We start from the raw sequence: 21,630 nt of genomic DNA, 5'->3' as shown, positions 1-21,630 counted from the left end.
GTATCACGCTCCTGACGGGCGGCGCTTCGGCGCCGCCTTTTCCGTTTGTGCTAGAGCAGACTGCAATAGCGCAGCGCGTCATAGATGGCGGCGTGAATGTTGCGGCTTTCGATCGCATCGCCGATGCGCAGGAGATCGAACTGCGCCGCTTCATCCTTGACCGGCAGCGGATCACGCCTTGCAATGAGAGCGGAATAGTCCACAGCGCCGCGGTTTCGCGACAGGGGCTTAAGCTCGAAATAGAGATCCGCATTGGCCATGGTGCCATGTTCGACCACCACTTGGGCGACCCGGCGTTCCACCGTCGCATCCGAAAAATCCGAGCCAAGCGTGGCGACCAGTCCGTTGCCGTCGCGGCGCACACCGGCCAACCTCGTATTGATCGTCACCGTGACATTCTTCTCAGCAAAAGTCTTCGCATAGGGCACATGGTTCATGCCGCCCATTTCGGGCGCAAAGAAGCGCTCGGGCGAGATCAGTTCGAGCTCGACACCTGCATTGGCGATGACCTCCGCAGCACTCATGCCCTGATGGCCGCCATTGTCATCGAACAGCAGGACCGGACCCTCCGGCTTCACGGTGCCGGCCAGAATATCCCAGCTCGAAACGACGAGATCCTCGCCATGTTCGAGCTCCGGCGATTGCGCGATGCCACCCGTGGCGATCACCACGAGGTCCGGCTCGAAGGCGAGAACCTCGTCGGCGCCGGCGTAAGTGTCATAGTGGATTGCGACGCCGAGCCGATCCAGCTCCGCCAGCCGCCAGTCGACAATCCCGACCATTTCGCGGCGGCGGGGGTTGCGGGTTATCAGGTTGACCTGACCGCCCGCCTTGCCCGAGGCTTCCAGGACTTTGACGTCATGTCCTCGCTCGGCGAGCACGCGGGCCGCTTCCAGCCCGGCGGGCCCTGCCCCGACGACCACGGCCTTGCGCGCTTTCTCGGCCCTCGACAGGTCGTGCGGGATGAGCGCTTCGCGGCTGGTCGCTGCATTGTGAATGCAAAGCGCCTCGCCCCCTTCATAAATCCGGTCGAGGCAATATGTGGCGCCGACGCAGGGGCGGATCTCCGCTTCCCGGCCCTCGATGATCTTCCTGACGATATGCGGATCGGCGATATGTGCCCGGGTCATGCCGACCATGTCGAGCTTGCCCTCGGCGATCGCATGGCGGGCAGTTGCGACATCGGCGATGCGGGCGGCATGGAAGACCGGGAATTGGGTCGCCGCGCGCACATCGCCTGCAAAATCGAGATGCGGCGAGGCCGCCATGCCCTGGATGGGGATGACGTTGTTCAGCGCGGCATCGTGCTCGATGTGCCCTCTGATGATGTTCAGAAAGTCGATCTGGCCACCACCGGCAAAGCGGCTGGCGATCTCAACACCCTCTTTGCGGCTCAGGCCCCTGTCCCAGTCCTCGTCGGCGACCATGCGAATGCCGACGATGAAATCCGGGCCTACGGCCTGTCGGACGGCTGCGATCACCATGCTGGAGAAGCGCAAGCGGTTGTCGAGCGAGCCGCCGAATTCATCCTCGCGACGATTGGTGGCCGGCGACCAGAAACTGTCCATCAAATGGCCATAGGCCTCGAACTCGATGCCATCGAGGCCGGCCTCCTGCATGCGGGCGGCGGCAGTCGCATAGTCGGCGACGATGCGCTCGATGTCCCAATCCTCGATCTCCTTGGGGAAGTGCCGGTGCGCGGGCTCGCGGATCGGGGATGGGCTGAGCACCGGCAGCCAGTCTCCCTTGTTCCAGTTCGTGCGGCGGCCGAGATGGGTGAGCTGGATCATCACGGCGCAGCCGTGTTCATGACAGTCGTCGGTCAGACGCTTCAGATGCGGTACGATCTCGTCCTTCCAGGCGAGCAGGTTGCCGAAGGCCGGCGGGCTGTCGCGGCTGACGCTGGCGGAGCCGGCCGTCATGGTGAGCGCGATGCCGCCCCTGGCCTTTTCGACATGATAGAGACGGTACCGTTCGGTTGGCATGCCGGCTTCCGAATAGGCCGGTTCATGTGCCGTCGACATGATGCGGTTCTTGAGGGTGAGGTGTTTCAGCTGGAAGGGCTGGAGAAGGGGATCGCTGTTCCCGGTCATACGTGCTGCATTCCTGTTCAATACCAGGCGTCCGGCTTGGCGCGCTTCGTCCGATCCACGTAGTCTAGAAGAGCCTCGTCGATGGCGATGTCCAAAGGCGGCGCTTCGTATTCGGCGAGCGTCTTTTTCCAGCGGGCATTCGCCCGGGTGGCCATGTCGGTGGAGCCGGCCTCGGACCATTTTTCGAAGGGCTCGTTGTTGGACAGGCCCGAATCCCAGAAGGCCGTCTGATAATTGCGCATGGTATGGGCCGAGCCGAGAAAGTGACTGCCCGGACCGACCTCCTCGAAGGCATCCATGGCCAACGTGTTGTCGTCGACCACGACGCCGGCGAGGTAGGAATGCAGGGCACCGCAGAAATCCGTGTCCATGACGAACTTTTCGTAGGACATGGCAAGCAGGCCGTCGACGAAGCCGGCCGAATGCAGAACGAAGTTTGCCCCGCAATGCACGGCCGAGAGCATGGACATGACCCCCTCCTGCATGGCCTGGGCATCCGGCAACTTGGAATTGGAGAAGTTGCCGGCGCAACGGAGCGGCAGCTTCAGGCGACGGGCAAGCTGGCCGATGACCATCGAGCCGATCGCCGGTTCCGGTGTTCCGAAAGTGGGCGAGCCCGAGCGCAGCGACATGGAAGAGAGAAAATTGCCGAAGATGACCGGCGCGCCTCGGCGCTCGAGCTGGGTGAGCGCGCAGCCCGCAATGGTTTCCGCCAGGGCCTGGGCGATGGCGCCCGCATTGGTGACCGGGCCCATGGCTCCGCCAAGGATGAAGGGTACGATGACGGCGGCCTGGTTGGCGCGGGCATAGGCTCGAAGCGCCCTGGTCATGGTGCCGTCCCAGACCAGCGGCGAGTTGACGTTGACATTGCCCAGTATCACGCAGTTCTGATCGACGAAGTCGGCACCGAAAAGGATGCGCGCCATGTCGATCGATTCCTCGGCGCGATCCTCTGCCGTCACCGAACCCATGAAGGCGCGGTCGGAATATTTCATATGGCTGTAGACCATGTCGAGATGGCGCTTGTTGACGGGCACATCGACCGGCTCGCAGATCGTGCCGCCAGAATGGTGCAGCCAGGGCGAGGACTGGGCAAGCTTGATCAGATTGCGGAAGTCCTCGATCGTGCCGTAGCGGCGCCCCTTGTCGAGATCCATGACGAAGGGCGAGCCGTAGGCCGGCGAAAAGACCACGGCATTGCCGCCAATCTCGACATTGTTGGCGGGGTTGCGGGCGTGCTGGGTGAACATCGCCGGCGCGGAGGCGAGGATCTCGCGCAGCATGCCCTTTGGGAAACGCACGCGAAGGCCATCCATATCTGCTCCGGCCTTGCGCCAGAGGTCGAGGGCTGCCGGGTCGTCACGGAACTCGATGCCGATTTCGGCCAGGATGCGGTCGGCCACGGCCTCGATCCGCAGCAGGCTCTCCTCCGACAGGATGTCGTAGGTCGGGATGTTGCGCCGGATGAAGGGCACCACGAGCGGCGAGACTGTCGCCGTGCCGCGTCGAGCCGGGCGCTGCCGCCGCGTCGGCATTGGTTCCGCAATCACCTGATCCATTCGCACCCCTCCATTTTACCGCAGGCTATGTCAGGGCTATCGCCCTGTGACGCTGGAAAATTGCTGGAGATGCGATAAGCTGAACTTATGACAAGCTTTCGCAGCCTCATTCCCTCGGCCAATGCCCTCGTGATCTTCGAGGCAGCGGGCCGGCACGAGAATTTCACCCGCGCGGCGCAGGAACTCGGCATGTCTCAGGTCGCGGTATCCTATGCGATCCGCGGTCTGGAGCAGCAGCTCGGGACGCCGCTTTTCGAACGCCAGCATCGGGCGGCGAGGCTGACCGAAGTGGGCGAGCGGTTTCATGCCGACGTCTCGGCAGGGCTCTCGCGCATCGGGCGGGCTGCGGAGGAGATCCGCAGCAAGGGCCGTGAAGTGAATGTCACGCTGGCTGCTTCCACGTCTTTTGCCTCGATGTGGATGTTGCCGCGGCTCTCGGCGCTTCGGGATGACCTGCCCGATATCGATCTCAGGATCCAGACGAGCGTGCGCGATCTCGATCTTGACGAAGAGGACATTCCGCTCGGGATTCGCGGTGGCGATCCCAAGGACTGGCCGCATTATCATTCGGCGGAACTCGCCGCGGAAATCGTCTCGGCCGTTGCGAGCCCCGCATTTGTCGAGGCGAACGGGCTGCCGGACAGTCCGGCAGCCCTTGCCCGATATCGGTTGATCTGGCTGGAAGAACCAGTGCGCCGAGCCTGCAGCTGGCCGGAATGGTTTGCCTCCGCCGGCACCGATTATCGGCCGACCGGACGGCGATTGGCGATCAACGACTATGTGCTCGTCATCCAGGCGGTGCTGGCGGGCCAGGGCATTTCGCTCGGCTGGCGGCATCTCGTCGAGCGGCTGGTCGATCAGGGACAACTCGTCGAGGTGGGCGGCCATGCTCTAAGGACCGGTCAGGCCTTCCACGTGGTCTGGCCACGCTCACGGGAGCTCAGTGCGGCTGCGACACGGGTGCGTGACTGGCTGCTGACGCAGACCTGAGGCAAAGGCGTTCAGGCGGTCGCGCGGTTGACGAGCGCGAAGTCGTGGTGATGCTCCGCGAGGTAACGCAGGGTGGCGGCCGCATCGACGGGTTTGCCGAAATAGTAGCCCTGCCCCATACCGCAGCCGAGTTCTCTCAGCTTCTGCGCTTCGAATTCCGTCTCGATGCCCTCGGCGACAACCTCGAGCTCCAGACCTTCGCACATGCTGACAATCGCCTTGATGATGTGTTCGGAGGTGCGGTCGGTGGTGATTGCCGAAACAAAAGCCCGGTCTATCTTCACCTTGTCGAAGGTGAATTCCCTCAATCGGCCGAGGCTCGACTGGCCGGTGCCGAAATCGTCGAGCGAGATACGGATGCCGGCATCCTTCAGCTGCTTGATGATCAGGCGGGCGGTATCGGCAGACGACATCACGGCCGTCTCAGTTATCTCGAGCTCCAGGCGGCGCGGGTCGAATCCGACGCTGTTCAGGATCGACAGCGTGTTCAGGGATGTGCGGAGGTCCATAAGCTGGACCGAGGAAAGATTGAAGGACAGGAAGAGATCGCGCGGCCAGGCGAGCGTCGCTTCTGCGGCCTTGCGCAGGAGCGTCTCGGAGAGCGTGTCGATGAAGCCGCGCTCTTCCGCAAGCGGCACGAAGACGGCCGGAGAAACGAAACCCAGGTCGGGATCGATCCAGCGGGCGAGCGCCTCGAAGCCAACGACCCTGTTGTCGCGAAGCCGGACGATCGGCTGGAAATGCACGTCGACCGTATCGTTGATGATGGCATTGCGCAGCGCCTGTTCGAGCTGCGTCGCCTGCTTCATTTCCTGGGCAATCTCACGGGAATAGACAGTGATCTGGCCACGGCCGCGGCGTTTGGAGCGGTAAAGCGCCGTCTCGGCGCTCTTCATCAGTTCCTCGAAATCCTCGCCGGCAAAGGGATAGACGGCAAAGCCGAGGGAAGCGGAGAGGCGCACATTTCGATCGCCGAGATCATATGGGGCCGACAGCACATCCTTGATCAGTTGACCGGCGCGTTCAGCCCCGAGACGCTCGAAGACGAGCGGCAGGACAATGGCAAATTCGTCGCCGTCGTGGCGGGTGACGGTGGCACCGTCAGGGGCGCAAGCTTTCAGGCGGTGGGCGACCTGGCAGAGGATTTCATCGCCGGCGGCCTGACCGAAAAGGTCGTTGATCGGCTTGAAGCCATCGAGATTGACGATACCGACGGTGAAGGGAGCGGGGTCGGCCGCGCGATCGGCGGCGAGCTGGCGCACCTTGTCGCCCAGCCGGTGGCGGTTGCCAAGGCCGGTCAATCGATCGGTGTAGCCTATCGTCTTTTGGTCGCCCTGATCTTGCTGGTCAGGGGCGCTTCGGGCGGGACCCATTCATGCTTCCTGGTACGGTTCTTTCCATGCGTGCCAGAATGGGGCCAAACCTTTAAAATTATAATATCGATCCATCCGGATCAGACACCAGGAATACCCCAATATTCGGGTGATCAGGCGGTCGATGCGTGCCGGGCGATGTCCGGTACGAGGCGGCGGATCGCCTGGTCGATGAGATCGGGGCTGAGAGGCTTCAGGATCACCTCGTCCATGCCGCAGGCAAAGCAGGCTTCGCGGTCGCGATCGAACGCCTGGGTGAGGACACCGATGATGGGTGTCTGGCCCGCGCCCTCGGTCGGCATCTGGCGGATGCGGCGGGCCGCCTCGAAGCCGTTGATGCCGGGGAGCGTGACATCCATCAGGATGATCGCCGGATTGAGTTCGGACCAGAGACGGACCGCACTCTCGCCGTCTGCACAGATGCGGTAGGCATAGCCCAGCCCCTCGAGGATCTGGGAGAATACGATCTGGTTGATCTCGTTGTCTTCGGCGACGAGAACCATGGAGGGCGAGAGAGGGGATCGCGACGCAGGGACGGCCGGTGGAGCCGCAACCTTGCGGCTGCGGATTTCCGGGAGCCTTGCCTCGGGTGGGGGCTCGCGGACAGGCAAGGACGGCGTATCTTCCGTGGTGATTTCCCAGTCATCCGCCGGCACAGGTGCCGCCCGCAGGGCAGTCATGCGATCGAGCACACTGAAGGCAAGGTCACCGGAGATGTCGGAATACTGCAAGGTGAGGTAGTCGACATCCACCGCCTGAAGAAGTTCCAGGCAGCGCATGTCGAGGTCGACATCGACGATCGCGAGATCGACGACCACGGCAACCGACCGGGCGACGGACAGGAATGCATCGAGTTCCTGATCGTCGCGGACACAGCAACTGTCGAGACCGAGCAATTGCAGGATTTCGAGCGCACGCGCTTCGAACTCCCGGTCGCCGGTGACGAGCAAGGCCTTCCGGCCGGTCAGACGACCGTCAATCACACCGTGATCCCGGTCACCATCGGCCGGCGAGTTGGCAGGCTCGCCCGGATAGGGAACACTGCCTGCCGTGCCCGCCATCTCGCCGAGGCTCGCGACCACGAGATAGCGACCGGGTGTGCCGACACGCTGGAAATGTACGAGGATCGGGTTTGGCGGACCGCCATCGAGCTGCAATGGCACGGTGAGCGACGATGTGACGCCCGTCTCCAGAACATGGCGCGAGGCGGCTGATAGCCGGGTGGCGACCTCAGGCTCGAAGAAATTGGCAATCGACCCGCCAAGGGCATTTTCGGCGCCGACGGAGACAGCCGAGCAGAAAACCTTGTTGACGGCGACGAGCTGGAGATTGCGATCCTGGACGAAGACCGGATGGGCGAGATTGTCGAGGATTTCCTCGGTGAGCTGGACACGCTCGATGTCGGCACGCCACTGCTCTTCGCGGCGCTTCTGCTCGGTGATGTCACTCATCACGCAGAATCCAAAACCCGAGGAAAGCCTGCGCTTGGAGAAGCGGGTCCAGCGCTTGCCGTCATCGCTCGACTGCAGCTCCGAACGTTCCTTCCAATGCGCGGCGATCTGGCAGGTCAGCCATTCTTCCCGGCTGAGCGGCGCGCTCCCGGACTGGCCGCTCACGGCATGGCTGAGCCCTGCGTCATAGGCTGCACCGAGTATGTCTCTCAGGCGCGTTCCAGGCGTGAAAAAGGTTGAAGGCAGCGGCATGAACTGGCGGGCGCTGCGGCTTGCGAATATCAGATGGTCGTGACGATCATAGACAATCAGGGCCGCAGAAAAGGCCTCCGAAACCGCATCCAGCAGAGCAGCGTCGAGGGAGGCATCGGTCGACGGACTGTCGTGCCCCTCAACTCTCATGTCCAGACCGGGGACCGGTGGAAACTCGCTCACACTGTTGCCTCTGGGGACCTCGCCGCTGATGGCAACGAGAGATGCATCGGGCCGATGCTATGACGGACGCATGCCGGGGAGCGCTTCGGGCAGTGGTGAAATCGAGGAGCACTCCGGCCCGTGTCCTCATTCCGCCGCCAGCAGACCTGCTGCAGAGACATCGCAAGTCATGGATCAAACTAGAGACATTCCGTTAAGGCCCGCTTAATGATGGGCATGAGCGGCCACATCTTGCGATTTCACCTTTCGTCAGCGCCCCGAATCCGCGAAAATGGATCGATGAACATCAAGCAGCTCTCCGAAACGCTTATCAACCAGATCGCTGCGGGCGAGGTCATCGAACGGCCGGCCAGTGCGGCGAAGGAGTTGATCGAGAATGCGATCGACGCCGGCGCCACCCGGATCGAGGTGGCGACGGCCGGCGGCGGCAAGACGCTGCTGCGCGTGATCGACAATGGCTGCGGCATGGGTCCGGAGGACCTGGCGCTCGCCATACGCCGTCACTGCACGTCGAAGCTCAACGACTCCCTGTTCGACATCCGCTCGCTCGGCTTCCGGGGCGAAGCCCTCCCCTCGATCGGCTCCGTTGCGAAGCTGACGATCACCAGTCGACCCGCCGGTGCCGACAGTGGGGCGGAGATCGCCGTGTTTGGCGGCAAGGTCGGGGACGTCCGCCCGGCGGCGGCCAATCCCGGCACGACGGTCGAGGTGCGCGACCTGTTCTTCGCGACGCCGGCGCGGCTGAAATTCATGAAGACGGAAAAGGCGGAAGCGGGTGCGATCACCGAGATCGTCAAGCGCATGGCGATCGCCTTCCCGGCGATCCGCTTCGTACTCTCGGGCACGGACCGCTCGACGCTCGAATTCCCCGGCACCGGCGACGATCACCTGGCGCGTATCGCGCAGATCCTGGGCGCCGACTTCAAGGACAATGCGATCGAGCTCGACGCCGAGCGCGAAGATGTGCGGCTATCGGGCTTTGCCGGCGTGCCGACCTTCAATCGGGGCAATTCCGCCCATCAATATGCCTTCGTCAATGGTCGGCCTGTGCAGGACAAGCAGATCCTGTCGGCGATCCGCGGCGCCTATGCCGAGACCATTCCGCAGGGGCGCTATCCGGTCGCGGTGCTGTCGCTGACGCTCGATCCGGCGCTGGTCGACGTCAACGTGCATCCGGCGAAATCCGACGTGCGCTTTCGCGATCCGGCGCTGGTGCGCGGTCTGATCGTCGGCGCCATCCGGCAGTCCCTGCAAAGAGAGGGCGACCGGGCAGCGACGACAGGCGCCGGCGGCATGCTGCGGGCCTTCCGTCCCGGATATTCGCCGCAGCCGGCGCAAGCTTGGTCGCCGGCCAACTCGCCGTCGCGGCCATTCCATGGTGCAGCGCCGAGCTTCGGTGGCGGCTTTGCTGGTGCGGCGGCACCTGCCGCACATGGTTTTGCCGAAGCGGCGCAGGTTGCATTCGACAGCCTGTCCATGCCAACGGCCCGGAGCGAACCGATCCCCTCGCCTGTCCCTCAGGGCGCATCCGTGGAGGCGATCGCGACTTATCCGCTGGGTGCCGCGCGGGCGCAGGTGCACGCCAATTACATCGTGGCGCAGACAGAGGATGGTCTCGTGATCGTCGACCAGCATGCCGCCCATGAGCGGCTCGTGTTCGAACAGATGCGCAAGGCGCTTTCCGGTCGCCGCCTCCCCTCGCAAGGTCTGCTCATTCCAGACATCGTCGATCTTCCGGAAGAGGATTGCGACCGGTTGATGGTCCATGCAGCAAGCCTCGAGCAGCTGGGTCTTGCGATCGAACGCTTCGGCCCGGGCGCGATTGCCGTGCGCGAGACACCGGCCATGCTCGGTGAAATGGACGCCTCGCAACTGGTGCGCGACCTCGCCGACGAGATTGCAGAATGGGACACGGCCGACCGGCTGTCGGCCAAGCTGGAACATGTCGCAGCGACCATGGCCTGCCACGGTTCGGTGCGATCCGGGCGCCGTCTTCGGGTCGAGGAAATGAACGCGCTTTTGCGCCAGATGGAGCAGACCCCAGGCTCGGGTCAGTGCAATCACGGACGCCCGACCTATGTGGAGCTCAAGCTCTCTGATATCGAACGGCTGTTCGGGCGCAGCTGAGCGGCCAGATGGTGGGTTTTGCGACGAGCCATCTTTTAATCGCGCGGAGGGCGCTGTATTGCAGTTCCGTGACACGCGGCGCAGGAGAAAAGTGATGAACCGTTTCGAAGGCGGCGGAAACCGCGAAGCCAAAATCCGCTATCTGGATGCCGACTTCCAGATCCTGACGCCGGGAACCTTCGTCACCTGCGCGATCACCGGACGGCCCGTCATGGTCGACGAACTCCGGTACTGGAGCGTGGCGCGGCAGGAAGCCTATGTCGATGCGGCCGCATCGCTGGAAGCCGAGAAACGTGCGGGCGCACTGCCCAACCAGCGGCGCTGAATTTCAGGCCTTCTTGCCGAGACGCCGGCGACGGCAGGCCTGGATCGCATGGTCGATGATCAGGTCCGGTGCCCTGGAATCATCGAAGACCATGTCGACATCCACGACCCTCGATTTCTCCTGAAGCTCCCCCGAGCGACCATGGCCGCCCGACAGGCGGACGCTGTCCTTTGCCGTGGTCACGAGCTGCAGCCCCTGCCTTTCGGCGCGGGCGAGCAGATCTGAAACCTCGTCCTCACCCAGATGATGGTGATCGGGAAAGTCCTGCCGATCGACGATGACCGCGCCAAGTTCCTCCAGCGTGCGATAGAACTTGTTGGGATCGGCAATGCCTGCGTAAGCCAGTACTGACCTACCGGCGAGATCGCCACCCGCCTTCGGTACGACATTGGCGACCAGGACCGGCTTGCCGCTGCGCGACGCCTGTCGGACGAACTGGTCGGCTGCATCACCCTTGCCGACCTTCAGGATCGCATCGAGTTGACGCATCTGGATGCCGATCGGCGCGCGCACAGGACCCGAGGGCACGACCCAGCCATTGCCGATGCCACGCATGCTGTCGACGACGATCAGCGCGTAGTCGACCAGAAGCCGTGCACTCTGGAAACCGTCATCCATGATGACGAGGTCGACACCTTCGGCCACCAGCCTCTCTGCCCCGGCAATTCTGCGACGGGAGATCACTGTCAGCGCCTCTCGGGCGAGCAGGAGTGGCTCGTCACCGACGGCGGTTGAACGATGGTGATGCGGATCGACCACGGTGGTCACATCCAGCGAGCCGCCATAACCGCGGCTCAGGAATCCGGGTTTCAAACCCTTGGCTTTAGCGGCACGGGCAATCGCGATCGCGGTCGGCGTCTTGCCGGCACCGCCGATGGTGAAGTTTCCGATACAGATGACGGGGAGCGGCAGGACATGACCGCGGCGATGACGCATGACGGCGCCGGAAATCCGGCCATAGACGAACGATAACGGGTAGAGGCAGATCGCCTGCCAACCGGTCTTGGTCCACCAGAAAGGCGGTGCCTCGGATACCATTTTCGTCCCTGCCGTGACCTCGGCGCCCCTCTGGCGCCTTCCCTTGGGCGCAACAAGAACCACTGGCTTGCGCGATGGTCAAGCGGAGCCGTGCCGAAATGACACGCCAACCCTCAGTTGATCGCCGCTTCGAGCTCGGTGATGTCGGCCAGGACCAGATCGGAATGAAGGGCCAGCGTCTCGCGCGAGCCGGTTCCGGAGAGAACGCCGATCTTGAGGCCGGCACCGGCATTGTGCCCCATGTGCAGGTCGTGATTGTTGTCACCGACGACGGCGACCTCGGACGGGGCAAGGCCAGTCGCGGCACAGAAGCCGAGCACCATGCCGGCCTCCGGCTTCTTGCCATGCCCACTGTCATAGCCGGCGACGAAATCGACATATGGCAGGATGCCGAAGCGTTCGGCGGCGACCCGGATCGAGCGCTCGTTGTCGCTGGAGGCGATGCCGAGGCGCAGACCCTTGCCATGCAACCTCGAGAAAAGCGGTGCGAGTTCGGTAACCGGTACGGAGAGCTGAGCGGCGTCGGCGAAGCAGTCGTCGATCTGTGGCACCAGAACATCGAGCGTCAAGGGCGAACCGGCTTCGATCATGCCTTCGGCAATCTCGATGGTGTTGCCAGACGCAAACAGGCTATCCGGCACGATGTCGCCCGTGACGGGATCCATGCCACAGGCCTCAAGCAGGCGGTCGGCCAGGGCCGCGTCGCCATCCGCGGCCATCTTCGCCACCTTGCGGTTCACGGGCCCCCAACTCGCGTCGAAATCGAGCAGCGTTCCGTCCTTGTCGAACAGGATGCCGGCAATCCGGGGCTTCTCAAGCATGGGAACGATCCTGGTTCAACTATCAGCCTTGGCTGGCACTGCGCGGTTCGAGTTTCGCCTTGACCGAGAGCGGACTGACGTAGGGTTCGAGTCCCTTGAGCGTTGCCGTCAGCGCCCCGCGCATTTCCTGCATGCTTTCGAGGCCGGCATCGATCATCTTGGACCGGGCCACGTCATTGCTCATCAGGAAGTGTACGGCCTTGGCCAGCATTTCGGCATCGCGGATGATCCGGGCCGAGCCCTTGCGCACCAGCCGTTGGTAGCTCTCCCGGAAATTGCTGACCTGCGGACCCGACAGCACGGCACAGCCGAGCATGGCCGGCTCCAATGGGTTCTGGCCGCCCTCTGCCGAGAGCGAGCGACCGACAAAGGCTATTTCGGTCAGGCGCAGATAGAGGCCCATCTCGCCGATCGTGTCGCCGAGGAATACGTCGGTTTCCGCCGTGATGACATCGCCGCGCGTGCGGCGGGCGACCACAAGCCCCTTCTCGACCAGCATGGCCTCGATCTCGTCGCAACGGTCGGGATGGCGAGGGACGAGGACCGTCAGAAGCCCGGTATGGGCCTTCAGCGCCCGGTGCACCATGGAGGCGATCTTCTCCTCACCTTCAAAGGTGGAGATCGCCGCCCAGGTCTTGCGCGTGCCGATCTGCTGTCGGTAGCCCTCGAGCACCTGCTCGTCGCAGGGCGGCGCATCGCTGTCGACCTTGATATTGCCGGATACGCTGACCGGCCAGGCGCCGAGATCGCGGAAGCGCTCCGCATCAAGATCGGACTGGGCGATCACCAGAGCGAGCTTGCCGAACAGGGTTTCCGCAATCGCCGGATGGCGCTTCCAGCGGTCGAAGGAGCGATCCGACATGCGGGCATTGACGAGGATCTGGGGAATGTGGCGGCGATGGAGCTCGGCGAGTGTTGTCGGCCAGATCTCGGATTCGACGCCAATGGCGACGTCCGGTTGCCAGTAATCCAGGAAACGGCGAACGGGCGGCAGGAGATCAAGCGGTACATATTGATGCAGAACCATGTCGCCGAGACGGTTCTTGGCGACTTCGGCGGAGGTCACGGTGCCCGTGGTCAGAAGCACGTGGATGTCGCGACGCCGCAGTTCCCGCATCAGGGCCAGGACAGCCGTCGTTTCGCCGACGCTTGCCGCATGGATCCAGACGAGAGGACCTGCAGGCCGGGGCAGGCTCGCATTGCCGAAGCGCTCGGCGCGGCGGGCGCGATCTTCCTTGCCCTTGGCCGCACGATAGGCCAGCAGGGGGCGCGACAGAGGGTAAGCTGCAAGACCCAGCCAGCCGTAGGACGTCAAGGCAAAGGAGGCCAGGCCATCGCTTAGTGCCATCGGTCGAACCTGCTGATCTTCATCGACAATGCCATTCTGCCCGTTCAGGAGGCGTCACTGCGCCACAAGTGAGAGATGCAAGAAGACTGAGTTCAAAACGTGACCCTTGTGGGCCATCCCCCGCGGCCCTCAGCGAACCGCCGTCCTTCAGCTCACTTGTCCGAGGGGTTCAGCAGCCGATGCATGTGGACGATGAAATAACGCATATGGGCATTGTCGACCGTTGCCTGCGCCCGCGCCTTCCAGGCCACAAGGGCGCTGGCGTAATCGGGGAAGATGCCGACGATGTCGAGCGCGTTCAGATCGCGGAACTGCACTTCCTCAAGGTTCGACAGTTCACCGCCAAAAACCAGATGGAGAAGCTGCTTGTTTTCGTTGGTTTCAGTCATGTTTTTGGCCTTGTCCCATTCATAAGTAGTTGCCACCCATCTGCGCGATTTCGCCCCAAAGGTCAACTCCGGGGAATTCGGGAGATGTTCTTCAGCAATGCCGGAAGAATGTCCGCCGATGCTGCACAGAGCACCGGATGCGTCACGTCTTGCCTGTTGTATACGAGTGATTGTCCTTCGAGATCGGTGATCGATCCTCCAGCGCGGGCCAGAATGAGATCGGCTGCCGCGAGATCCCAGTCATGCGAGCTCTTCTTGACCAGCGTCGCGTCGATGCGTCCATCGGCCACGAGAGCCAGCCGATAGGCGAGCGAGGGGATGTGATCCACCCGTTCGATGCGGGGTCGCAAGATCGGGCTGAAAGTCGCGACCATGTCCTGGGCGGAGGCGATCTTGATGCTATCCTCGATGCCGACCGTCGAGACGGCGATATCCTGGCCGTTGCGGCGAGCGGGTTCATCGATCGCGGCTGTGAATTCTTCCCCGAGCGACGGCGCGACCAGAATTCCGGCGACGGGCTTTCCCTTGTGGACGACGGCCACCGACACGCACCAGGTATCCTTGCCGGCGAGGAAGGCGCGGGTGCCGTCGATCGGGTCGATGACGAAGAGCGTGTCGCATGAGAGACGCGCCGGGTCGTCATCCGTTTCCTCGGAGAGCCAGCCGTAGTGCGGCCGTGCGTGGCGGAGAATCTCTTCCAGAACACGATTGGCGGCGTAGTCGGCCGCACTGACCGGCGAACGGCCCTCATTCTTCCACCAGACCTCGGGTGACTGGCCGAAATAGGCAAGCGCCACCTTGCCGGCCTCCCGGGCGGCGTCTGTAATCAGGGCAAGATCCGCCAGCCAGTCGAAACGCGGCTGGGCCGGGTCCGATCGTTTTTCTTCAGAGTCCGGCAAGGGTCATGCCCTCGATGGCGAGCGTGGGAGCAGCCACGCCAAACTTGCGGTCGATGTCGTTGGCCACCGTAATCCGCATGAACATGTCCTTGAGGTTGGACGCAATGGTGATCTCCGACACCGGATAGGCCAACTCGCCATTCTCGATCCAGAAACCGCTCGCGCCGCGGCTGTATTCGCCCGTTATCATGTCGACGCCCTGGCCGATCATGTCGGTGATGTAGAGGCCCGTGCCCACGTTGCGGATCAATTCTTCCGGTGAGATGTCACCGGGCTCCAGCGCCAGATTGGTGGAGGACGGAGACACCGATGTCCCACCGCGCACGCCGCGACCATTGGTCTTGAGGCCGAGTTCGCGTGCGGCAGACGAGGATAAGAACCAGTGCTTGAGCACGCCGTCCTCGATCATCGTGAGTGGCTTGCCGGAGACGCCCTCGCCGTCGAAGGGGCGCGACGAAGAACCACGAACCTTCAGCGGATTATCGGTGATGTTGAGACCAGCCTTCAAAACCTGCTGGCCCATCTTGTCGCGCAGGAAGGAGGTCTTGCGGGCGACCGAGGCGCCATTGATCGCACCGGCAATCGTGCCGACGAAACCGCGGGCGACGCGCGGGTCGAAGACGACGGTCAGATTGGAGGCCGTCGGGACCTGACGCGGATTCAAGCGACGGATGGCCCGCTCGGCGGCACGGCGACCGATTTCTTCCGGGCTGTCGAGTTCGGCGAAATAGAGGCGGCTGTCGAAATCGTGGTCGCGCTCCATCCTGGTGCCTTCGCCTGCAATGACGCCGACGGAGCGTGAGAAACGCGAACCTGCATAGCTGCCGGAGAAACCGTGGGATGTGACGAGAACCAGGCCACCCATGCCAGCGGAGGCGCCAGCGCCAAGCGAGTTGCTGACACCGTCGACCGAGCGGGCCACGTCTTCCATGGCGAGCGCGCTCTCGCGCAGCTGGTCGCTCGATACGTCCATATCGTCGAAGAGTTGCAGGTCGGGGATGTCTCGGGCGATGTCACTCTCGTCGGCGAGGCCGGCGAAGGGATCCTCGGGCGAGACCTTGGCCATGGCGACGGCGCGCTCGGCGAGCGCCGTGAGATCAAAGCCGGGATTGGCCGACACGGACGCCACCTGACGGCCGATGAAGACGCGGAGCGAAAAGTCGTCGCTCTCGGAGGCCTCGGTCGACTCGACCTTGCCAAGGCGAACGCTGACTCCCTTGGAGCGGGAACGCACGACCACAGCATCCGCCTTGTCTGCACCCGCCTTCATGGCGAGGTCGACAAGCTGTTCGGCGCGTTCTAGGAGATTGGCGGAATCGATTTGATTGGGCATGGGTTGGCCTTTCCTTCCCGCTCCATTTATTGTGCCTTAGAAGGGGCATCAAGGGCGGTTCGGGCTTTTCCGTTCACTTGCCCGGCATAGGTTCCATTCCAGTCCGTTCGATCCCGGAAAACGAGGAGATTACCCTTGGCCAGCGCAACCGAAGCACTGTTCGCCCAACCCCTGCTTCTTCTCGGAGGGGCGGTCATCGCAGCCCCGATCTTCCGCAAGCTAGGGCTCGGAACGGTGCTCGGCTATCTCGCGGCCGGCGTGGTCATCGGCCCCATCCTGCACCTGATCGGTGGTTCGGGGGAAATCCTGGCGGTCGCCGAACTTGGCGTCGTGCTTCTGCTCTTCATCATCGGACTGGAACTCAAGCCCAGCCGGTTGTGGCACATGCGGCGCGACATATTCGGGCTTGGCAGCAGTCAGGTTGTGCTTTCCGGTCTCGTCTTGACGCTGCTGGTCTATGGGGCGGGCCTGCTCGACTGGCGCGGGGCACTGGTCGCCGGCTTCGGTCTGGCACTGTCTTCCACCGCCTTTGCGCTGCAGTTGCTGGATGACTACGGCGACATGAACAGCCGCTACGGACAGCGCTCCTTCTCGATCCTGCTCTTCCAGGATCTCGCCATCGTACCCCTCCTCGCCATGGTTTCGGTGCTTGGCCTGCAGGGTGGCGAAGCGCAGCATTCTCCCCTCATCGAAGTCGGGATTGCCTTGGCTGCGGTGATCGGGATGATCTTTGCCGGGCGATATCTGCTGACGCCGATGTTTCAGATCATCGGCCGCACCGGGGCTCGGGAGGCAATGATCGCCGCTGCCCTCTTTGTCGTGCTGGGATCGGCCTATCTGCTGCAGGCGGCCGGCCTGTCCATGGCCATGGGCGCTTTCCTTGCCGGCGTCATGCTGGCGGAGTCTTCCTATCGCCACGAGCTTGAGGCGGATATCGAGCCTTTCCGCGGGCTCCTGCTTGCGCTCTTCTTCATCGCCGTCGGCTTGTCGATGGAACTCGAGGTCATCATCGACAATGTGGCCCTGATCGCCATTGCCGTGCCGGTGCTGATGGCCGTCAAGGCTCTGATCATCTTCAGCATCTGTCGGGTCTCCGGCTCTTCGCGCAGCGATGCAATCCGGATCGCCGTGCTCCTGCCGCAAGGTGGCGAGTTCGGCTTTGTCTTGTTCACCACGGCTGCGGCTGCGGGCCTGTTCTCGGGCGCACAGTCGTCCCTGCTCATTTCCATCGTCACCCTGTCCATGGCGCTTACGCCGCTCACCGCGCTGATCGGCCAACGGCTCCTGGCGCGGGAGGCTGGCGAAAAGGAAGAGATGGATGAGGACTTTGAAGGGGCAGGCTCCGACGTACTGATGGTCGGGTTTTCCCGCTTTGGGCAGGTCGCGGCGCAAATCCTGCTCGCCAGTGGACGTGACGTTACCATTCTCGACGACAGCCCGGATCGCGTGCGCCAGGCGGCAACCTTCGGTTTCCGGATCTATTTCGGCGATGGCACGCGCCTCGACATGTTGCGGGCCGCCGGCATCGAGAAAGCCAAGATCGTCGCTGTGTGCACGCACAGGAAGGATATCACCGACAAAATCGTCGATCTCATCCGCTCCGAATATCCGGATGTACGTCTCTTCGTGCGCTCCTATGATCGCATCCACAGCCTGGAACTCAGGGCCCGAGACGTGGAATATGAACTGCGGGAAACCTTCGAGTCCGGTCTTCTCTTCGGACGCCGCACGCTGGAAGGGCTCGGCGCGACGGAGGACGAAGCCTACGAGGTCGGCGAGGACATCAGGCGCCGCGACGACGAACGGCTGCGGCTGCAGGCCCAGGAGGGCATTCTCGCGGGCCGGGAACTGATACACAAGCGACCGGTCAAGCCCGAACCGCTCATCAAGCCGAAGAAGCCGGTCCACGCCGTCGAAACCTCGACGGAAGCGCCCGCCGCCTGATCGATCACCGGCGGACGAAGTCCTCGATACGGGCGGCGAGATCCCGCTTCAGGGGTTCCTTCAGCCGATCGCAGATTTCGAGGATCTGGCGCGCCTTGAAGAAGTCGAGGACCTTGTAGCTGTTGATCTCCGGGCGGATGTAGATGTCCGGCTGGCAAATCTTCATCTTCAGGGCAATGTGCGACTGCATCATCAGCTGCGAGGCGCCGAAAAGGCTGTCGATGCGGTTGGGCATCCGCGAACCATCGCCCTCCGGCGCACCGATCACGTCGACGGCCAGCATGATGTCCACCTTGCCGACGAGGTGATCGTAGGGCACCGGATTGAAGATGCCGCCGTCGATCATCAGCCGGCCGTCAATGGTAACGGGCGCAAAAAGCGCCGGAATTGCAGCGGAGGCAGAGAGCGCCTCGTAAAGATCACCCTCGCTGCGTACCATCTCGCATTGCCCGTAATAGTCCGTGGCGATGATCGTGACGGGGAGCTTAAGGTCTGCGAAATTTTCGGGGATCTCGGGCGGCAGGAAGGCGCGCAGCAGGCGCGGCAAATTGAACTGGCCGAGGCGAAAACCGCCAAGCGCGCGGACGCTGGCCGGGCGCAGGCTCCAGAAGCGGTTGAGGACGAGGCCTCTGTTGTCGGCCAGTTCCAGCGTGTAGTCCCTGATATCGCGGCCACTCATGCCGGCGGCATAACCGGCGCCGATGATCGCCCCCATGGACGAGCCCGCAATCAGGGCCGGCTTGATGCCGAGTTCGTCGAAGACCTCAAGAACCGGAATATGGGCAAAGCCGCGTGCGCCCCCTGCCCCGAGTGCCAGGCCGATGGTCGGATCGGCCTTCACGGCATTCGACGGGATGGGCGTTTCAGCGACGAGATCCATGAGCCAAGCCTTTTCTTTCAGGACGGGGATCAGGACGGCCTATAGGAAAAGAAGTACATTTTCGTGTCACCGAACACGCGCTCCTCGATGAAGGCGAAGACCGGATCGGCGGAGACCTGCACGTCGCCCCGCTCTTCGAGAATGACGAGCGCGTTCTTTGCCAGCCAGCCGCCCTGATGAGCCGAAAGCAGCGCTTTTTCACCGAGACCCTTGCCATAGGGCGGATCGGCGAAGACCAGTTCGAAGGGCTCGATGTTGTTGGCAGGGCCGAGATCGGTGGCATCGCGTCGCAGCATGCGGGCGCGGCCATGCAGGCCGAAGGCATCGATGTTTTCCCAGAGCAGGCCGCGGCCCTCGACGCTGTTTTCGACGAAGAGTGCGGACTTGCAGCCCCGCGACAGGGCTTCGATGCCGACGGCACCGGTTCCGGCAAAGAGATCGAGGATCCGGGTGCCGTCGAGCACGCCCGGATGGGCGTGCGCGAGGATATTGAACAGGCTTTCGCGCGTCCGGTCTACCGTCGGCCGGATGTCGTTGGACTTCGGCGTAGCCAGCGTGCGGCCACGAAATTCACCGCCGACGATACGCATGCCGGCTTACCTCTTGCCCTTCGGGGCACCGCGGCTGCCGCCGGTGGGTTTGCCACCCGGGCCGCCGGAGCGTGGGCCACCGGCCGGGCGTCCACCCGGCTTGCCGCCGAAGCTTTTTCCACCACCGGGCTTGCCGCCAAAGCTCTTGCCGGCCGGTTTGCCTGAGGGCTTGCCCGCCGGCTTGCCGAACGACTTGCCTGCAGGCTTGTCGCCGAAGGAGCGGTCGCCCGCGGGTCTCGCGCCGCGCGGCTTGTCACCGAAAGGCCTGTCGCCGGCCGGACGCTCGCCCCGGGGGTGTTCATCACGGGGTCTGGCGTCACGGGGCCTGTCATCACGGGCGCGATCCGGTGTGAACCGTTCCGTGCGCGGACGATCCGGCTTGTCGCCGAAGGGCTTGCGAGGACCGCGATCGCCGAAATCCTTGCGGGGGCCGCGGTCGCCGAAGTCCTTGCGCGGACCACGGTCGTCGCCTTCCCGGCGCGGGGCGCGCTCGGCACGATCACCGAAATCACGCTTGGGGCCACGATCGGAACCCTCGCGACGTGGCGCACGATCGTCACCGTCACGACGGGGCGGACGGGCACCGAAGCCACCGGGCTTTCCACCACGGCCGCCATCGCGACCGCCATCCCGACCACCGGGCTTCTGGTCCGGACCGTCAGCGCGGATCCAGTCGCCTTCCTCGTCCCGGGCACGGGTGATCTGGACGGTCGAGGTTGGCCGGTCGTCAAAGCGCTCTGTGGGCTTGGGACCGCGCGGATCGGGCTTGCGACGGGCGGCCGCTGCGGCAGCCTTTTCGCCGAGCGGACGGGCGCCGGGCGCCATCCAGACATTGGCGGTGCGGCTCTTCGTGTTACCCGCCGGGCGCTTAGGCTTGTCGGCAAACTTGTCGCCGGGCTTGCCATCGTCACGACGGGTGTCGAGGCGCCCAAGCGCACGCTCGCGGCGGTCGCCCTTGTCGGACCAGTCCTTCGGCGCAGCACGCTTCTTGTCTGCCGGGCGCTCTTCACGGCTCCATTCCGGCTTTGCCTCGCGGCCAGGCTTCTTGGCCGGCGCAGCGGGTGCATCCTCTTCGTCGGTCTCGACGCCATGGGCATAGATCGGGGCGTCGAAATTGGCCTTGGATTCCTCGATCAGGCGGGGTCCGAGCTGATCGCGCAGCATGCGGCCACGCACTTCCTGGACCTTGCCTTCCGGCAGGTCGCCGAGCTGGAAGGGACCGTAGGAGACACGGATCAGGCGATTGACCTCGAGGCCAAGCGCGCCGAGCACGTTCTTGATCTCGCGGTTCTTGCCTTCGCGCAGACCCATGGTGATCCAGACATTGTGGCCCTGCTTGCGGTCGAGCGTTGCATCGATCGCGCCGTAGAGCACGCCGTCGACGGCAATGCCTTCCTTCAGCGCATCAAGCGCCGGCTGGTCGACTTCGCCATAGGCACGCACGCGGTAACGGCGCAGCCAGCCGGTGGTCGGCAATTCCAGGACGCGGGCGAGGCCGCCGTCATTGGTGAGCAGCAGCAGGCCCTCGGTGTTGATGTCGAGACGGCCGATGGACATCACACGTGGCAGTTCTTCCGGCAGGTTCTCGAAAACCGTCGAGCGGCCTTCCGGATCGGCATTGGTCGTCACCAGGCCGGCCGGCTTGTGATAGAGCCAGAGGCGCGTGCGTTCGATGCCGCGGATCGGCTGGCCATCGACCTCGATCTTGTCGGCCAGCGTCGCGTTGAGCACGGGGGTTTCGAGCACCTTGCCGTTCACGGCCACGCGGCCTTCCATGATCATGCGCTCTATGTCACGACGGGATGCAACACCGGCGCGGGCGAGCAGCTTGGAAATGCGCTCGGGCTTCATGGTGTCGTCGCCGGCCGCTGCCTCGGTGCGTGGCGCACGAACGGGCTTCGACGCGGGCTTGTCTGCGGAGGCTGCGGACGGTTTTCTGGTTTGCGGCTTGCCGCTGCGGTCGGAGGGCTTGCCCGCCGGACGCTTGGACTTGTCTTTGAATGTCATTTGCTGTTTGCCTGTGGTTTGGGCTGTC

Annotated in this window: 17 protein-coding genes; 4 read left to right on the top strand and 13 right to left on the bottom strand. The window is 63.7% G+C overall.

Going from position 1 to position 21,630, the window contains the following annotated elements:
- Positions 1 to 50: 50 nt before the first annotated feature.
- Both QTL56_RS19975 and QTL56_RS19970 read right to left on the bottom strand, forming a co-directional pair.
- A complete protein-coding gene (locus QTL56_RS19975) occupies positions 51 to 2,093 on the bottom strand; it encodes an NADH:flavin oxidoreductase (protein WP_245135111.1) in 2,043 nt (680 codons plus the stop codon).
- 17 nt (positions 2,094 to 2,110) lie between these two features.
- The gene (locus tag QTL56_RS19970; RefSeq protein ID WP_370660312.1) at positions 2,111 to 3,652 is read right to left on the bottom strand and encodes a trimethylamine methyltransferase family protein; all 1,542 of its coding nucleotides are present in this window, start codon (positions 3,650 to 3,652) and stop codon (positions 2,111 to 2,113) included.
- Positions 3,653 to 3,739: 87 nt separating this feature from the next.
- Here QTL56_RS19970 and QTL56_RS19965 point away from each other — a divergent pair, with 87 nt between their 5' ends.
- Positions 3,740 to 4,642 carry a LysR substrate-binding domain-containing protein gene (locus QTL56_RS19965; RefSeq protein WP_245135109.1) on the top strand — a complete coding sequence of 301 codons (903 nt, stop codon included), beginning with the start codon at positions 3,740 to 3,742 and terminating at the stop codon, positions 4,640 to 4,642.
- 11 nt (positions 4,643 to 4,653) lie between these two features.
- On the opposite strand, the gene QTL56_RS19960 is transcribed toward QTL56_RS19965, so the two are convergent.
- Both QTL56_RS19960 and QTL56_RS19955 read right to left on the bottom strand, forming a co-directional pair.
- A complete protein-coding gene (locus tag QTL56_RS19960) occupies positions 4,654 to 6,015 on the bottom strand; it encodes a putative bifunctional diguanylate cyclase/phosphodiesterase (protein WP_229572867.1) in 1,362 nt (453 codons plus the stop codon).
- A gap of 113 nt (positions 6,016 to 6,128) precedes the next feature.
- A complete protein-coding gene (locus QTL56_RS19955) occupies positions 6,129 to 7,901 on the bottom strand; it encodes a response regulator (protein WP_245135108.1) in 1,773 nt (590 codons plus the stop codon).
- A 279-nt stretch (positions 7,902 to 8,180) separates the two neighbouring features.
- On the opposite strand from QTL56_RS19955, the gene mutL reads away from it, so the two are divergent.
- Positions 8,181 to 10,028, top strand: coding sequence for a DNA mismatch repair endonuclease MutL (mutL, locus tag QTL56_RS19950; RefSeq protein ID WP_245135107.1), 1,848 nt, complete (start codon positions 8,181 to 8,183; stop codon positions 10,026 to 10,028).
- 94 nt (positions 10,029 to 10,122) lie between these two features.
- Positions 10,123 to 10,353 carry a DUF2093 domain-containing protein gene (locus tag QTL56_RS19945; protein ID WP_229572870.1) on the top strand — a complete coding sequence of 77 codons (231 nt, stop codon included), beginning with the start codon at positions 10,123 to 10,125 and terminating at the stop codon, positions 10,351 to 10,353.
- Positions 10,354 to 10,356: 3 nt separating this feature from the next.
- On the opposite strand, the gene lpxK is transcribed toward QTL56_RS19945, so the two are convergent.
- From lpxK to QTL56_RS19915, 6 genes are all read right to left on the bottom strand, one after another.
- A complete protein-coding gene (gene lpxK, locus QTL56_RS19940; protein ID WP_245135106.1) occupies positions 10,357 to 11,391 on the bottom strand; it encodes a tetraacyldisaccharide 4'-kinase in 1,035 nt (344 codons plus the stop codon).
- Positions 11,392 to 11,504: 113 nt separating this feature from the next.
- A complete protein-coding gene (locus tag QTL56_RS19935) occupies positions 11,505 to 12,212 on the bottom strand; it encodes an HAD family hydrolase (protein WP_245135104.1) in 708 nt (235 codons plus the stop codon).
- 22 nt (positions 12,213 to 12,234) lie between these two features.
- Positions 12,235 to 13,560 (bottom strand): lipid IV(A) 3-deoxy-D-manno-octulosonic acid transferase, encoded by a 1,326-nt coding sequence (gene waaA, locus QTL56_RS19930; RefSeq protein WP_229572873.1) that lies wholly within the window; start codon positions 13,558 to 13,560, stop codon positions 12,235 to 12,237.
- 152 nt (positions 13,561 to 13,712) lie between these two features.
- Positions 13,713 to 13,949: a DUF4170 domain-containing protein gene (locus tag QTL56_RS19925; protein WP_229572874.1), complete on the bottom strand. Its 237-nt coding sequence runs from the start codon at positions 13,947 to 13,949 to the stop codon at positions 13,713 to 13,715.
- A gap of 62 nt (positions 13,950 to 14,011) precedes the next feature.
- Positions 14,012 to 14,848 carry a 3'(2'),5'-bisphosphate nucleotidase CysQ gene (locus QTL56_RS19920; RefSeq protein ID WP_245135103.1) on the bottom strand — a complete coding sequence of 279 codons (837 nt, stop codon included), beginning with the start codon at positions 14,846 to 14,848 and terminating at the stop codon, positions 14,012 to 14,014.
- Positions 14,835 to 16,181, bottom strand: coding sequence for a TldD/PmbA family protein (locus QTL56_RS19915; RefSeq protein WP_245135100.1), 1,347 nt, complete (start codon positions 16,179 to 16,181; stop codon positions 14,835 to 14,837). Before QTL56_RS19915 ends, QTL56_RS19920 begins: the two co-directional genes overlap by 14 nt.
- A gap of 135 nt (positions 16,182 to 16,316) precedes the next feature.
- On the opposite strand from QTL56_RS19915, the gene QTL56_RS19910 reads away from it, so the two are divergent.
- Positions 16,317 to 18,125 carry a monovalent cation:proton antiporter-2 (CPA2) family protein gene (locus tag QTL56_RS19910; RefSeq protein WP_245135097.1) on the top strand — a complete coding sequence of 603 codons (1,809 nt, stop codon included), beginning with the start codon at positions 16,317 to 16,319 and terminating at the stop codon, positions 18,123 to 18,125.
- A gap of 4 nt (positions 18,126 to 18,129) precedes the next feature.
- On the opposite strand, the gene QTL56_RS19905 is transcribed toward QTL56_RS19910, so the two are convergent.
- Genes QTL56_RS19905 through QTL56_RS19895 form a run of 3 tightly spaced genes read right to left on the bottom strand, consistent with a single transcriptional unit; the run spans position 18,130 to position 21,602 of the window.
- On the bottom strand, positions 18,130 to 19,005 hold the full coding sequence (locus tag QTL56_RS19905) for a patatin-like phospholipase family protein (RefSeq protein WP_245135096.1): 876 nt from the start codon (positions 19,003 to 19,005) through the stop codon (positions 18,130 to 18,132).
- A 29-nt stretch (positions 19,006 to 19,034) separates the two neighbouring features.
- Positions 19,035 to 19,595 carry a 16S rRNA (guanine(966)-N(2))-methyltransferase RsmD gene (gene rsmD, locus QTL56_RS19900; RefSeq protein WP_229572879.1) on the bottom strand — a complete coding sequence of 187 codons (561 nt, stop codon included), beginning with the start codon at positions 19,593 to 19,595 and terminating at the stop codon, positions 19,035 to 19,037.
- A gap of 6 nt (positions 19,596 to 19,601) precedes the next feature.
- A complete protein-coding gene (locus QTL56_RS19895; RefSeq protein ID WP_245135093.1) occupies positions 19,602 to 21,602 on the bottom strand; it encodes a pseudouridine synthase in 2,001 nt (666 codons plus the stop codon).
- Between the last annotated feature and the right edge of the window lie 28 nt (positions 21,603 to 21,630).

Origin of the sequence: Peteryoungia algae (assembly GCF_030369675.1) — a bacterium.
Lineage (GTDB): Bacteria > Pseudomonadota > Alphaproteobacteria > Rhizobiales > Rhizobiaceae > Allorhizobium > Allorhizobium algae.
Note: the sequence above shows the minus strand (reverse complement) of the source record. Positions and strands in the feature narration are given on the sequence as shown.